Source organism: Stenotrophomonas sp. 278, assembly GCF_003935715.1.
GTDB lineage: Bacteria > Pseudomonadota > Gammaproteobacteria > Xanthomonadales > Xanthomonadaceae > Stenotrophomonas > Stenotrophomonas maltophilia_AH.
In genome coordinates, this window is record NZ_RHPP01000024.1 from 22,242 (window position 1) to 37,649 (window position 15,408).

Annotated in this window: 8 protein-coding genes; 5 read left to right on the forward strand and 3 right to left on the reverse strand. The window is 65.5% G+C overall.

Annotated elements, in window-relative coordinates:
• Window positions 1–89: 89 nt before the first annotated feature.
• The 3 genes from EGJ34_RS06170 to EGJ34_RS06185 all read left to right on the forward strand — a co-directional run bounded on the left by EGJ34_RS06170 (window position 90) and on the right by EGJ34_RS06185 (window position 3,643).
• Window positions 90–743: a response regulator transcription factor gene (locus EGJ34_RS06170; RefSeq protein ID WP_125359624.1), complete on the forward strand. Its 654-nt coding sequence runs from the start codon at window positions 90–92 to the stop codon at window positions 741–743.
• A 2,072-nt stretch (window positions 744–2,815) separates the two neighbouring features.
• Window positions 2,816–3,304, forward strand: a complete 489-nt coding sequence (locus tag EGJ34_RS06180) for a hypothetical protein (protein ID WP_125359626.1) — start codon at window positions 2,816–2,818, stop codon at window positions 3,302–3,304.
• A gap of 60 nt (window positions 3,305–3,364) precedes the next feature.
• A complete protein-coding gene (locus tag EGJ34_RS06185) occupies window positions 3,365–3,643 on the forward strand; it encodes a hypothetical protein (protein WP_125359627.1) in 279 nt (92 codons plus the stop codon).
• A 91-nt stretch (window positions 3,644–3,734) separates the two neighbouring features.
• On the opposite strand, the gene EGJ34_RS06190 is transcribed toward EGJ34_RS06185, so the two are convergent.
• Entirely contained in the window at window positions 3,735–6,389 is a 2,655-nt protein-coding gene (locus tag EGJ34_RS06190) for a PAS-domain containing protein (RefSeq protein WP_125359628.1), read from the reverse strand.
• A 58-nt stretch (window positions 6,390–6,447) separates the two neighbouring features.
• On the reverse strand, window positions 6,448–7,620 hold the full coding sequence (locus EGJ34_RS06195) for a porin (protein WP_125359629.1): 1,173 nt from the start codon (window positions 7,618–7,620) through the stop codon (window positions 6,448–6,450).
• Window positions 7,621–7,883: 263 nt separating this feature from the next.
• On the opposite strand from EGJ34_RS06195, the gene EGJ34_RS06200 reads away from it, so the two are divergent.
• The gene (locus EGJ34_RS06200; protein WP_125359630.1) at window positions 7,884–9,233 is read left to right on the forward strand and encodes a dicarboxylate/amino acid:cation symporter; all 1,350 of its coding nucleotides are present in this window, start codon (window positions 7,884–7,886) and stop codon (window positions 9,231–9,233) included.
• A 227-nt stretch (window positions 9,234–9,460) separates the two neighbouring features.
• Window positions 9,461–11,755: an NADP-dependent malic enzyme gene (locus EGJ34_RS06205; RefSeq protein ID WP_125359631.1), complete on the forward strand. Its 2,295-nt coding sequence runs from the start codon at window positions 9,461–9,463 to the stop codon at window positions 11,753–11,755.
• 352 nt (window positions 11,756–12,107) lie between these two features.
• Here the strand turns inward: EGJ34_RS06205 and EGJ34_RS06210 are convergent.
• Window positions 12,108–15,408: GH92 family glycosyl hydrolase (locus EGJ34_RS06210; protein WP_148100477.1), on the reverse strand; the 3,301-nt coding region annotated here is incomplete at its 5' end.

The following is a 15,408-nucleotide window of genomic DNA, read 5'->3' on the forward strand; positions in this document are numbered from 1 at the left end:
ACATCGGCCCTTTAACGCATGACCCCAAAACGAATCCGCGCTTCTACCCGGCGGCAACCCAAATTCCCCCATCCCCGTACAATCCCCCCATGGATGCCCTGACCCTGCTAGTCGCCGACGACCACCCGCTCCTCCGCGCCGCCGTCGTCCACTCCCTGCACCAATCGCTCCCCGGTGCCAAGGTCATCGAAGTCGCCAGCGCCTCCGCCCTCGAAACCGCCCTCGACCAGAACCCCGAGATCGAGCTCGTCCTGCTCGACCTCACCATGCCCGGCGCACGCGGCTTCTCCTCCCTGCTGCACGTACGCGGCTCCCACCCGGACATCCCGGTCGTCATCGTCTCCTCCAACGACCACCCCCGCGTCATCCGCCGCGCCCAGCAGTTCGGTGCCGCCGGCTTCATCCCCAAATCCGCCCCGGCCGAAACCATCGGCCAGGCCGTAGAAGCCGTCTTGGACGGCGGCCTGTGGTTCCCTGCCATGGCCCCGGAACGCAGCGAATCCGACGCCCTGCTCGCCGCACGCCTCGCCCAGCTCACCCCGCAGCAGTTCCGCGTGCTGCTCTGCCTGGCCGACGGCCTGCTCAACAAACAAATCGCCTACGAGCTGGGGCTGGCTGAAAACACGGTCAAGGTGCACGTCACGGCCATCCTCAAGAAGCTTGAATGCCACAGCCGCACCCAGGCCGCCGTTCTGGTCAAGGCGCTGGAGCCGGAAGGCGATGCAGGCGCGGACTTGACCTGACGCCGGGCACTACGAGGCAACCCACCGCGCCTGAACTCGACTCGCGCGTAGCCTCAACGCAGACATGGCCTGGTAGCGTCGGTCGCAAGACGACGGCCGATATCAACCATCGGCGCTATAACGCATGACCCCGTCCGAAGCGTAGTGACGGGCCATGCCCGTCAATGCCGTCCCGGTTCCACGTCCTCTCCGCAGTACCCTGGCTCCTCGCCATTCCATACCGCGCGGGCGTGCACCAGCTCCTCACGTCGCTCACCTGACGCCCCCACACGCCCGCTCAGCCAAACAGCGACAAGCCCCTCGTCGCGAACCTCCAGCGAAAGCACGTCGCCGGCGTTCTCCGAGTGCACAAACATCCGAGGCCCACTCGCCCTGACCTTCAGAAGCTCAGGAACTCCTGCCTCGCCCTCATACGGCTGCATCAGCACGTAGGTCACATCACCCGAGCGCGTGAATGAAAGCTCCAGTCCAAGCAGGTCCAGGCTGTCACGATGCACGCATACACTGGAGTACGTCCCACTGAGCGTGGGTGGCCGTTCATCAGGAACAGCCATCGCGGCGGCGACAGGCGCGATCGCCAATAGTGCCGAAAGCAAAGCAGCGCTTACCATTGATCCTGCCTCGATGGTTAGTCAGTCACTTTCCAAATACGCCCGGCAAACGGGCGCGTGCATGATCACTCTACCCTCTAAAGCGCACTCATGCCCCGGTAGCGTCGGTCGAAAGACGACGGCCGATACGACCTGTCGGTCCTTTAACGCAGCGCACCCAACCGAAGCCGCGACAACAAACTTGACCGCCCGAGGGCTCCCTCACGTTCGTCCCCACATCGCACCAACCGCAACCCGGTCCATTCGCGACTCCGACCACCACGCTTCGCCGAAACGTTGCGATAAGTGCGCTACGTCACACATGGCGCATGGCCCCCGCAATTCCGCGCCAAGTCCGACATCTCATGTCGATAGCTGCACATCATTGACGCCATCAGCCAAACCTCGTCTATCCTCCAAAACAGGCAGCAACCGCACGCATGGTTTCTGCCGCATGGTGTGCCCTCGGAGCTTGAAAACTCCCTATCTGCAAATTGTGCGTGGAAGTCCCAGGTCGGGTGGGTGGTGGAATACAACACCCTCGCGGGAATACACCACGCCGTGCGCAGATAGACGGTTTTCAACCTCCCGACTCCCTCGCCATTCCGGCGAGGGAGAACTTCCTGGAGGGTTTACGCATGTGTGATTGCAAGTCAGTCGAGTCGATGCAGAAGCAGTACGGGTTCGCCTGGGTTCCACCAGAAACGGTCAGGATCTCAAGGGTCAAGCTGTCGTCAGGTCACCTCCTTCCCAATGATCAAGCCATACCGTCACTGCTGCTGCGCGGCATGTGGCTGTTCCAGTGGGGATACCGAGCCGGCTGCCGCGTGCGGGTAAGGGTCAACCACCGGCGAATCGTGCTGACACTCATCGATCCGTCAGAGTTGCCCGTGCGGCGTGGAAACGGAGGCATCGTTCGTCGCTGGGCGCGCGCCGCAATGCGCTGGGTATGGGCACACGCCTGAACAAGTAGCGCCCCAGTCAACCCGGTAGTGACGGGCCATGCCCGTCAGGACCGCCGACCACAATTGTCCGGACGCGCGCGAGCGCGTCCGGCTTGATATCCGACGCATGAGCCGGAGGCGTCAGTTACGACGACGGTCAATAACAACAGTCTGCTGATCAATCCGGCACGGCGCTCTCGCGTCGACAGGCACTGCGCACACTGGGCAAGGTACGACACGTAGGCATCCTGGGCTGCTTTGCCTGTGAGACACGCCAACAAAGTCTGAGGCGGCGCGATTGTTGGGGCTGAGGATGCAACGATCGCGCCAGTCCGGCTCGATGCCTTCCGGGGCGGCATCGGCGTGGAGTACGTGGGCGTAGGATCTGGTAATCATCCGATCATCACGTGGCAAGGATCCGCTATGAAAGAGAAGAGTCACCGCCCAACCACACCGCCCGACGTCGAAAGGCACAGTCACGCCCCGCCGCCAGCCCGCAATCCGCCCCCGCCTCCACCGCCGCCCAAGAAGTGAAGTCATGACCGAAGATGCCGACTACCCGCGTTCTTTGTACGAAGTCCGGATGGACATCTGCTTCAAGGCAAAGGTCCACGCCCTTCACGAGCGGCTTTATGCCCGGCTGGACAAGGGGGTCAAGGCAATCGAGCTGATTGCCAGCAGTGGCGCGTTCTATGCCGTCACTGCTGGCTACACCGGAACCACCAAGGTGTGCGCTTTGATCGTTACCACCTTTGTGCTGTTGAGTCTGGTGTACGACTTCGGTGGGCGCGCACGTGAGATGCGCGACATGATGCGCAACTACATGCAGTTGCTGTCCGAGGTGGATCGCGAGGACATCACAGTGGCCTCGCTTGACCGGAATCTGGCCTTGATTGGAAGGGATGGGCCCACTTTGATCAATGGCCTGGCCAAGCCTGCTTACAATCAGAATCTCGCCACCCATGGTCGCTATAGCTATGCGCTACCACTCAGTCGATGGGAGCGGCTCCTGCAAGGCATCGCGTGATCTGCATCGCGCTTGCCGGACACCACTTTGTAGCGGCGAGTCCTTGCGTAGTGACGGGCCATGCCCGTCACAGACGCCAACCAGGATCGACTTGACGCGCACGAGTTCGTCCTCACCATCCCCACCATTGTGAGCCGATACCCACCCAAACCCATCGCCGACATGGCGCGGGAAGACGTGCAGATAGGAGTGGCCAAGATCGTTGAACGCGCCATTGTTCTGCAGAACGGATACACCATCGCAGCCCAGCTTGTCCTTGAACAATCGCGCCATGTCCTTTGGCCCTTGAGTTGGCTGGCTCCGCTCGCAGCCGGGCAGAGCCCGGCTCTACGGCAATGAGAGTGCACGTTCTACATGCGAACGCGCATGGCGCGTCCCTACAGATGCATCCCGTGTAGTGACGGGCCATGCCCGTCACCCCGCACTCGTATCACCCACCCGGCCCACGATGCCGCACCAGCAACTGCGTCATCAGCGCACGCAATGCTGGTGGCCTCACCGGCTTGGGCAGGAAGCCCCAGCCGTTCTCCGCCGCATGTGCCTTCAATGCATCATCGCGCTCGGCGGTGACCAGAATCACCGGCGGCCGCGCCTGCCACAGCAAGCACAGCTCCTCGTACAAATCCGGCCCGCGCCATTCCCCCATGCGCACATCCAGCAGCAGCAACTGGGGCACGTTGAAGGCTGAAGCAATCTCCAACGCTGCCTGCGGGCCGTCGGCCAGCTCCACATTGCAGCCCCAGCGTTCCAGCAGCGCACGCGTCGCGGCACACACGCGCGGGTCGTCGTCGATGCTCCATACCCGGCACTGACGCAGCGGGCTTTCATCGCCCGGGTCGGCGGGGGCAGCTGCCGGCACCGGCGCAACCACCGCCTCGGCCTTGCCCAGTGCCACGGTCACGCAGAACACGCTGCCTTTGCCCAGTGTGGATCGCAGGCCGATGCGGTGACCCAGCAGCCGCCCGATGCGCTCCACAATCGCCAGGCCCAAGCCCGCACCACGTTCCTGCTCCACGCCGTCATTGAGCCGACGGAACTCTTCAAATATCTCACCCTGCAGGCTCTCCGGAATGCCCGGGCCCTGGTCGTGCACTTCAATCCGCAGCTGGTCGCCGTCGCGACGGCAACCAATCAGCACGCGGCCACGCGGGGTATAGCGCAGGGCATTGGACAGGAAATTCTGCAGAATCCGCCGCAGCAGGGCCTCGTCACTGACCACCACTGCCTTGGTGTCCACCCAGTCCAGCTGCAGCCCGCGGCTCTGCGCGGCGATACCGAACTCACGGGCCAACGTCTCCAGCAACGGCGACAGCGCAAACGCACGCACATTGGTCTGCAGCGTGCCCGACTCCAGTCGCGAGATATCCAGCAGGCTGTTGAGAATGGCGTCCTGCGCCGCAAGCGCGGCATCCACATGCTCGCTCAGCTCCCGCGCGTCGCCCTGCAGCTTGCCGCGCAGCACTGAAACGAACATACGCGCCGCGTTCAACGGCTGCAGCAGGTCGTGCACCGCAGAAGCCACAAAGCGGGTCTTGTAGCGATTCGCCCGCTCAGCTTCGCGGCGCGCTTCGTCCAGGTCACGGGTGCGCTCGGCGACGCGATGCTCCAGTGCGTCGGCCAGTGAGCGCAGCTCGCGCGCGGTGTTCTTGTAGGCGGTGATGTCGGCGTAGCTGGTGACGAAGCCGCCATCCGGCAACGGGTTGCCGCGAATCTCCAGCACCGTGCCGTCGTCCTTCTCGCTTTCGCGCATATGCGGGCGGCCGCTGCGCAGATGGTTGAGGCGACGCTCGATGGCTTCATCAATCGGCCCCGGCCCAAGCAGGCCGCGTCGGGCGTTGAAGCGGAAGATTTCCTCAATCGGGCGGCCGACCTTCACCAGGTCCGAAGGGAAACGGAACAGCTCCAGATAGCGCGCGTTCCATGCCACCAGCTTCTGCTCGTTGTCGATGACGACCACGCCCTGCGGCAGGTGCGCGAGGCTGCGGCTGAGCCCACTGTCGGCCTGCTGGGCAGCCTGCAGGATGCCGTCCTGCGCGGTGCGCAGTTCTTCCGCGTGTTGCTGCAGCACGCTCTCCAGTTCGCGGCGGCTGCGCTGGCGGTGCGCGGCGAGGCGTCGGCGCTGCTGGATGAACAACGACAGGAAGCACAGCGCCAGCCAGATGCCACCGGCAGCCAGCGCGGTGCTGCGGCCGACCGCGCCGCTGGCGCTGGCGTCATGCAGCAGGTGCAGCTTCCAGTTTGGCTCGGTCAGGGTGTAGGTCTGCCACAACATGGGGCGGGGCAGGGCAGGCTGCTCCACACGCACCATGCGGCCGCCGTCAGGCAGCACGTCCAGGGTGCGGCTGCGCAGTGGCTGCAATGAACGGTCGGCGTACTGGCGGGTGGCGAGCATTTCGGCGCGCTCGTTGGGGGCCAGCGGTCGCAGCAGGCGGTAGCGCCATTCGTCACCGTTGGCCAGGAACACCACGTCGTGCGCGTCGCTGGCCATCACGATGTCGGTGCTCTGCAGCCACTCCTGCTCCAGCGCGCGCAACTCGATCTTGATCGCGATCACGCCGATCGGCTTGCCGCCTGCATCGTAGATCGCCTGCGAAAGGAAGTAACCCGGTACGGCCGTGGTCATGCCGATGCCGTAGAAGCGGCCGGTGCCCTTGGCCATCGCCTGCTGGTAGTACGGACGGTAGCTGTAGTCCTCGCCGACATTGCTGGCCGGTTGGTCCCAGTTGCTGGCCGCCACGGCCACGCCACGATGGTCGATCAGGGTCAACGTGGAGGTGCGGGTGACACTGTTGGCGCGCTGCAGCTTGAGATTGAGCCGTTGGCGCTCGGCCTCGGTCAGTGGGCGGCTCAGCGAATCCTGCAGGTCCGGGTCCAGCGCCATCACCTGGGGCAGCGTGCCGAAACGGTCGATGCGCTGCTGCAGGGTCTGTGCGTAGAGATCCAGCTGGCGGCGCACCTGGGCGCTCTCGGTGTCCAGTGCGCGCTGCTGGGCATAGCGACCGGCGACCAGGGCAGACAGCAGGGTGCCGCCGACCATCACCAGCAGGGTCAGCAGCAGGGCACGTTTGCGGGAGGTGCTGTACATGCCGGAAGTTTACGCGGCGCGATGGCGGGTGCGCGTTGCGCGCACCCGCCGGGGTACATCAGAAGTGCATCTGCGCCCGGACTTCAAACATTTCCGGCGTGGTGTGCACACCGCGACGGCTGGCATCGGCCTTCACGTAGTTGGCCTGGAACTTGAAGTGGCTGGTGAGGTACCAGTTCGCGCCGATGGTCAGGTCGTGCTGGCGGCCACCGAGCACGCTGCCGTCGTCGAGGTCGATGCGGCTGTAACGGGCCAGCAGCTCCACCGCGCCATAGGCGTGCGCCGGCTTGACGTTGGCCACGGCACCGGCGTTGTACGGGCGCGATTCGCCGGTCAGGAAGTAGCTGGCCATGGCGTACTGGCCGTCACCGGTGTAGTCCGGCTGGCCGTCACGGGTGACGGTGGTCTGCAGGGCTTCGGCCTGGACCGAGAACGGGCCCTTGATCCAGATGCCTTCCAGACCGGTGCGCTTGATCTTGTCGGCGGTGACCAGGGCACCGGAGTCGACCAGGCGGATGTCGGTCAGGCCGGCTTCCGGACGCGCGCGCAGGCGGGCGCTGGCTTCATGGTGCACGTCACGACCGTCGCGGTAGCCGCGCGGGTTTTCTTCCGAATAGGCCACGCCCAGGTGCAGCACGTCGCCGGCGGCCTTGAACGGGGTCCAGGCGGCACGCACGGCCTGGGTGGTGCCGGGGTTGTCACCCTGCAGGTCCTTGCCACCGTAAGCGCCGACCTGCAGCAGGTACTGCGGGCGTTCCAGCACCCATTCGGCACCGGTGCGGCGGCCTTCATAGAAGGCCTGCACGGGCAGCGCGGTTTCCAGGAAGCTGCCGGCGCGCGAGGAGGTGTTGGCGTCCAGGCCGACCGGGGTCTTCATGTAGCCGAAGCGGAAGCGGCCCACGTCCTTGCCGAAGAAGGCCTTGCTTTCAAAACGCACGAACACGTCCAGCCAGGTGTCGGCCTGGAAGTCGTAGTACACCATGGCGTCGTACACGCCCTTCTTTTTCAGGGTGGCACCAAATTCCTTGCGGCGCACGGCGTCGGCGTCTTCAATGCCGCTGCTGTCGGAGAAGCGATTCCAGTCGTAGGCGATATTGCCGGTGGCGGCCAGTTCGGTGCCATCGCTGAAGGCGACCTTGGTCGGCCAGTTGTCCCAGTCGTAGCCGGCAGCAGAGGCGGCCACGGGGGCGGAAAGGGCGGTCAGGGCGAGAAACAGGGGGGTCAGGCGCATGGATTTAGGCTTGCTTCTTGAAAAATGTGGGCAGTACAACAACGGCCGCAAGCGGCAAAACTGTTGGGGCACTAGGCCCCGGCCGGCGCGGCAACCCGCCGCCGTGGGGGCGCGGTGCCGAGCCAGTGTAGGCACTGGCGTTGGCTGAACCGGGGGGTTAGTACCAATAGGTTATCTGCGTTCGGCGGCGCGGGGCGTAAAAAGTGCTCGTCCGATGCCGCCGTCCGCGGCCGGCATCCCCCGTGACACTGCCGGAGTTTCCCATGCACGTCCCCACCACAGCCCCCGTTGCGGCCAAGCCGCTGCCGTTCTACCGCCAGCTCTACTTCCAGGTGGTGGTGGCGATCGTCCTGGGTGCGATCCTCGGCCATTACGAGCCGGCCTTCGCCGAATCACTGAAGCCGCTGGGCGATGCCTTCATCAAGCTGGTGAAGATGATCATCGCGCCGGTCATCTTCCTGACCATCGTCACCGGCATCGCCGGCATGACCCACCTGCGCACCGTGGGCCGTGTCTTCGCCAAATCGATGGCCTACTTCCTGTTCTTCTCCACCCTGGCCCTGATCGTGGGCATGGTGGTGGCGCACGTGGTGCAGCCGGGCGCGGGCATGAACATCAACCCGGCCGACCTGGACCAGACCGCGGTCCACAGCTACGTGGAAAAGTCGCATGAGCTGACCCTCACCGGCTTTGCCATGGACATCATTCCGGCCACCCTGGTCAGCGCGTTCGTGGATGGCAACATCCTGCAGGTGCTGTTCGTGGCCGTGCTGTTCGGCATCGCGCTGGCCCTGACCGGCGAGAAGGGTCGCCCGGTGCTGACCTTCCTGGAAGCGCTGACCGCCCCTGTGTTCCGTCTGGTGCACATCCTGATGAAGGCCGCCCCGATCGGTGCGTTTGGTGCGATTGCCTTCACCATCGGCAAGTACGGCGTGGGTTCGCTGATCAACCTGGCCTGGCTGGTGGGTTCGTTCTACATCACCTCGTTCCTGTTCGTGGCGGTGATCCTGGGCGTCGTGTGCCGTCTGTGCGGCTTCTCGGTGTTCAAGCTGGCCCGCTACCTGAAGGCCGAACTGCTGCTGGTGCTGGGCACCTCGTCCTCGGAATCGGCGCTGCCGTCGCTGATGGAAAAGATGGAAAAGGCCGGCTGCAGCAAGTCGGTGGTCGGCCTGGTGGTTCCCACCGGCTACTCGTTCAATCTGGACGGCACCAACATCTACATGACCCTGGCGGCGCTGTTCATCGCCCAGGCCACCAACACCGAACTGACCCTGGGCCATCAGATCGCCCTGCTGCTGGTCGCCATGCTCAGCTCCAAGGGCGCGGCGGGCGTCACCGGTGCCGGCTTCATCACCCTGGCCGCCACCCTGGCCGTGGTGCCGGAAGTGCCGGTGGCCGGCATGGCGCTGATCCTGGGCGTGGACCGCTTCATGAGCGAATGCCGCTCGCTGACCAACTTCATCGGCAATGCCGTAGCCAGCGTGGTGGTGTCGCGCTGGGAGAACGCCCTGGACCGCGACCGCCTGGCACTGGCGCTGGATGGCCGCGAAGCCGAACTGCCGCCGCTGGTCACCGATGACGCTCCGGCTCCGCTGCCGGCTCCGGCCCGCTGAATACCCCCGCAGGTGATGCGTTGCAGGGTTGCGCCGTTCCCCCCTTGGGCGGCGTAACCCTGCTTTTTTTGTCATCTGCAGCCGGCATTCTGCGTTGGCATACGCCAGCGCACGGCCTGATCAATGTGCGGTCGCAGCACCCCCGCGACAGCCTGCCGACAGGTCTTACCTCGCCAACGGGGGTATGATCCCCTGTTCCTCTTGCCCATTCACGTCCACGAACCGCGATGTCCAACGAAGACTTCAAACAGGCCGCCCTCGATTACCACCGCATGTCGCCGCCGGGCAAGATCAAGGTCTCGGCGACCAAGCCGATGCTGACCCAGCGTGACCTGTCGTTGGCCTATTCGCCGGGCGTGGCCCACGCCTGCGAGGCCATCATGGCCGACCCGCAGCAGGCCAGCGAGCTCACCGCGCGCGGCAATCTGGTCGCGGTCATCTCCAACGGCACCGCCGTGCTCGGCCTGGGCAACATCGGTCCGCTGGCCGGCAAGCCGGTGATGGAGGGCAAGGGAGTGCTGTTCCAGAAGTTCGCCGGCATCGATGTGTTCGACATCGAAATCAACGAGAACGACCCGGACAAGCTGGTCGACATCATTGCATCGCTGGAGCCGACCTTCGGCGGCATCAACCTGGAAGACATCAAGGCTCCGGAATGCTTCATCGTCGAGCGCAAGCTGCGCGAACGGATGAACATTCCGGTGTTCCACGACGACCAGCACGGCACCGCGATCATCGTCGGTGCTGCCGTGCTCAACGCCATGGTCGTCACCGGCAAGAAGATCGAGGAAGTGAAGGTCGCCACCACCGGCATGGGCGCAGCGGGCATTTCCTGCGTCAACATGCTGGTCTCGCTGGGTGTGCAGAAGGAAAACATCCTCGCGTTCGACCGCGAAGGCGTGATCCACACCGGCCGTACCGACCTGGACCCGGAAAAGGCACGCTACGCACGCGACACCGACAAGCGCACCCTGGCTGAAATCGTCGACGGCGCGGATATCTTCCTGGGCCTGTCGGCCCCGGGCATCCTCACCGCCGACATGGTCAAGACCATGGCCAAGGACCCGGTGATCTTCGCGCTGGCCAACCCGACCCCGGAAATCATGCCGGAAGTGGCGCGCAGCGTGCGCCCGGACGCGCTGATCGGCACCGGTCGTTCGGACTACCCGAACCAGATCAACAACGTGCTGTGCTTCCCGTACCTGTTCCGGGGTGCGCTGGACGTGGGCGCGACCGCGATCAACGAAGAAATGAAGATCGCCTGCGTGCACGCCATTGCGGCGATGGCGCGCCGTGAAGCAAGCGACCTGGGCTCGGCCTATGGCGATACTCCCAGCTTCGGCCGCGACTACCTGATTCCGCGCCCGTTCGACCGCCGCCTGCTGGTGGAACTGTCTGCCGCCGTGGCCCAGGCCGCGATGGACTCGGGCGTGGCCACCCGTCCGGTGGCCGACATGGGCGCGTACCGCGAGAAGCTGGCACAGTTCGTGTACCGTACCAGCCTGATGATGAAGCCGGTGTACGACCGTGCGCGCGCTGACAAGCAGCGCGTGGTGTACGCCGAAGGCGAAGAAGAAGTGGTGCTGCGCGCGGTGCAGAACGTGGTCGACGAAGGCATTGCCCGTCCCATCCTGATCGGCCGCCCGGACGTGATCGAGTCGCGCATCGAACGCCTGGGCCTGCGGCTGAAGGCTGGTGAAGACTTCGACATCACCAACATCAACGACGATCCGCGCTTCAACGACTACTGGCAGTACTACCACAGCCTGACCGGCCGTCGCGGTGTGACCGTGGCTGCCGCCAAGAACCTGATGCGCTCACGCCCGACCCTGATCGCGGCGGTGATGGTGGCGCGTGGTGAAGCCGATGCCATGCTGACCGGTGTTGTCGGCCGCTTCCACAAGAAGCTGGGCTATGTGCGCAGCGTGCTGCCGCTGGAGCCGAAGGTCACCTCGACCTCGGCCATGACCGGTGTGATCAACCAGCAGGGCGTGTTCTTCTTCGTCGACACCCACGTGCAGGAAGACCCCACCGCCGAGCAGATCTGCGAAGCGACCCTGCAGGCGGCCTACCGCATGAAGCTGTTCGGGATCGAGCCGAAGGTGGCGCTGCTGTCGCACTCCAACTTCGGCAGCCACGATTCCAAGGACGCGCTGAAGATGCGCCAGGTGCGTTCGCTGCTGCTCAAGCGCAATCCGCGTCTGAACGTGGATGGCGAAATGCAGGGCGACACTGCGTGGGACGAAGCGCTGCGCCAGAAGCTGCTGCCGGACAGCACCCTGAAGGGCCGTGCCAACCTGTTCGTGCTGCCGAACCTGGAAGCGGCCAACATCGCCTACAACCTGGTGCGCGTGTTCACTGACGGCGTGGCGATTGGTCCGATCCTGATGGGCGTGGCCAAGCCGGTGCACATCCTGACCACCAGCGCGACCTCGCGCCGCATTCTGAACATGACCGCGATCGCGGCGGTGGACGCTCAAATCCGCAAGACGCTGGAAGAAGAAAAGAACGCCGGCAATTGATGGGCCGGTAGCTGACGACCGTTGGTCGTCAGGCCTTGAAGGGGATCGGTGCAACGCACCGGTCCCTTTTGCTTTTTATCGGCCTGCCGACCAAGGGTCGGCAGCTACCGGTTTAATGTCCCCGCCGCACAGCCGTAACCGCCCTGCAACGCGGCAATGGCTCAATATGCCCACGTGGCCCGGCTTGGCGGCGCTTGAAAAAGCGCAGCCACCCCGGGCCCGACCATTTTCGGGCGCTACCTCAGGTTCCTGCACCGCGAGGACACGCATGGCGTGTCCCTACGCGGCACCCCGCCGATATCCCGCCCCCGTAGCGACGCGCCATGCGCGTCCCACGGAAACCCAACCGGGCTCAATGCGCCCCAGGTGCCAACAACTCCACCTCGGCCAGCTGCGCACGCCCCTGCGCCTTGATCCGCAGCCGATACTCGGCGTACTTGCCCGGCTGGGCAATCCTGAACGGCCGCGTCTGCTGCGCCCACGCGAACGCCTCGCCCTTGCGCTGGTCCACTGTCTTCCAGCTGCCACCGGCCGTACGTGCCTCCAGCACCCACTCCGCCGCACGGATCGAACTCTCGCCACTGGTCAGCGTGTACAGCGTGGCCTGCCCATCGGACAGCCCGGTAAAGGTCACCGTCCCGACATCACCCATGCCGAGCGCGCTATCGGCATCGTTGTCGATCAGGTCTGAGGCCACCGACCCATCGGCCAGCGTGGCCTTGGCCGCGCTCCCCAGCAGGTCATGCAAGCCCGCCGGCCGCTGTCCCGGTGCAGTGAGCGAACGCGGCGCATCGTCCGGACCGGTCCCCCAGCGTGACGGCTGCGGGCCCATTTCGAAGTCCAGCGTGGCCCCGGCGGCAATCAGCTCGTGCGGTACCCAGGTCTTCGTCCACGGCTTGCCATTGATCTTCAGCGACTGCACATATCGGTTCTCGCGCGAATTGGCCGGCGCGTTGACAGTCAGCACCCTGCCGTCACCCAGCTTGACGCGCGCCTGCTTGAACAGCGGCGAGCCGATCACATACTCCGGCGCACCCATGCGCAGCGGGTAGATGCCCAGCGAGGCAAACAGGTACCACGCCGAGGTTTCGCCGTTGTCCTCGTCGCCCGGGTAGCCCTGGCCGATCTCGCTGCCCAGGTACAGGCGTTCCAGAATCGTGCGCACATGGTCCTGGGTTTTCCACGGCTGCCCGGCATACAGGTACATCCACGGGATGTGGTGCGCCGGCTGGTTGCTGTGCGCGTACATGCCCATGCGGACGTCGCGCGCTTCGGTCATCTCATGGATCACGCCGCCATAGGAGCCCACCAGCGACGTATCGGCAGTTTCCGGGGTGCTGAAGAACGCATCCAGCTTTTTGCCCAGCGCTTCACGCCCACCATAGAGCGCGGCCAGGCCCTCGCCGTCGTGCGGTGCGGTGAACGCGAACGTCCAGCCGTTGGATTCGGTGTAGTCATGGCCCCACACGCGTGGGTCGTACTTCGCAGATTCCACCCGCCACGTTCCTTCCTCGGTGCGGCCCTGGAAGAAACCGGCTGCCGGGTCGAACAGGGTGGCGTAGGTGCCGGCGCGGTTGCGGAAGTAGTCGGCCTCGGTGCTGTAGCGCTCGCGCTCGGCGGGGCTGCTGGCGCGCTTGGCCAGCTCGGTGGCCATGTTGGCAATGCCGAAGTCGTTCAAGGCACCTTCCATGGTCCACGACATGCCCTCGTGTGTGTCGGTGCTGGCGTAGCCGCGGAAGCTGGACTGGCGCATGCCCTTGCGGCCGACATGGCGGTCCGGCGGGACCACGCTGGCGTTGCGCAATGCGGCCTCGTAGGCCTCGGCGGCATCGAAGCCCTGGATGCCCTTCAGCCACGCATCGGCGAAGGCGACGTCGGAGCTGGTGCCGACCATCAGGTCCGCGTAGCCCGGCGAGGACCAGCGTGCCACCCAGCCGCCGGCACGGTACTGCTCCAGGAAGCCCTGCACCAGGGTGCCGGCATCGTCCGGAGTGAACAGTGCATAGGCCGGCCAGGTGGTGCGGAAGGTGTCCCAGAAGCCGTTGTTCACGTACACCTTGCCGTCGCGGATCGGCGCGTAGCTGCGGCTGGCGCTGGCGTCGTCGCGGGCGTCCTCACCGGCGCTGGCCTGGCTGGCGTAGCGCCAGTCCGGCGCGGCGGCGGTGCCGACGTTCTCGTGCGCGGAGTTGGGGTACAGGTACAGACGGTACAGGTTGGAGTACAGCGTGGTCTTTTCATCGTCACTGGCCGTGCCGATGTCGAAGCGTGCCAGGCGGGCGTCCCAGGCATCCTGGGCCCGGCTGGCCACGCGCTCGATGTCGTCGTCGCTGGACAGCTCCAGCGCCAGGTTGTGGCGGGCCTGCTCCAGCGAGATCAGGGAGGTGGCAATGCGCATGTGCACACGGCGCTCGCTGCCCGGGTCGAATTTGATGTAGCCGGTCGGGCGACCGGTACTGATCGTGCCGCTGCTGCGCCACGGACGGTCGAAGCTGGCCACGATAAACATGCGCGTGGCCCCGTTGGACAGGCCGCTGCGGGTATCGGTGTAACCGGAAAGGGTCTGCGTGGCTGGGTCCAGGGTCAGCCCGCCGCGCGCGTCGACGTTGTCGAACAGCAGGTTGGCGTCACCGTCCTTGGGGAAGTCGAAGCGGAACAGCGCGGCATGGTCGGTGGGCGCGATGGTGGCGGCGATGCCGTTGTCGAAGCGTACGCCATAGCGATGCGGGCGGGCTACTTCGTGGTCGCGCGAGAAGGTAAGCGCTCGCTTGGCACGGTCTGCTTCCGGCACGCCACGCGTGTTCGAGGGCATCACCTGGAAGGTCTGGCGGTCGCCCATCCACGGGCTGGGCTCGTGGCTCAGGGCCAGCGCCTGCAGCTTCGGGCGGTTGGCGGCATCGTTCTGCTCGCTCCAGCGGTAGAGCCAACTCAGCGAACCGGCATCGGTCACCGGGGTCCAGAAATTGAAGCCATGCGGTACGGCGGTGGCAGGGAAGTTGTTGCCACGCGAGAACGTGCCGTTGGACTGCGTGCCGCGCGTGGTGAGGACCCAGTCGGAGGGGCGCTGCGCGCTGTTGCGGGCGAGGTCGCCCAGGCGGATGTCGTCGATCCAGCCGGCGGTCGGCGCCTGTGCGGCACTGTCCACTTCCAGTTCCACTGCTACCACGCGGCGACCGCGCAGGGCGGGCACGTCGCCCAGCCGCACCTGCTTGTGTGCCCACTGCTGCGGGTACAGCGTTTTCGAGTCGCCCTGCGCCTGCGCGCCCAGCGCCACGCCGTGGTGGTCGCGGACGCTGCTGGCGGAGACCCGGCTGCCGTCATCCAGCACCAGGTCCAGCGACACGTAGGTGCTGGCCACGGTATCGCCGCCGACAATTTCCGGCAGCACCATCCAGCTCAGCGTGGTATCGGCACCAATGGTCACATCAGTGCTGAACAGCGCGGTGCGCGCGGCCCCACCGCTGCTGCGATAGCCCAGGGCGCGCACGCCGCTGTAGCCCGCATCGGCCTTGGCGGCATAGGGTGCGGAAGGTCCGTTCCCCACCTTCACCTGCAGGCCGCCGGCGGCGGCCTTGGGCGCGGGCTGGCCGGCCTCGAACGAGGTGCTGAAGTCCTGCGCCAGGGCGGGCAGGGCGGTGGCGGCGCAGGCAAAGGCC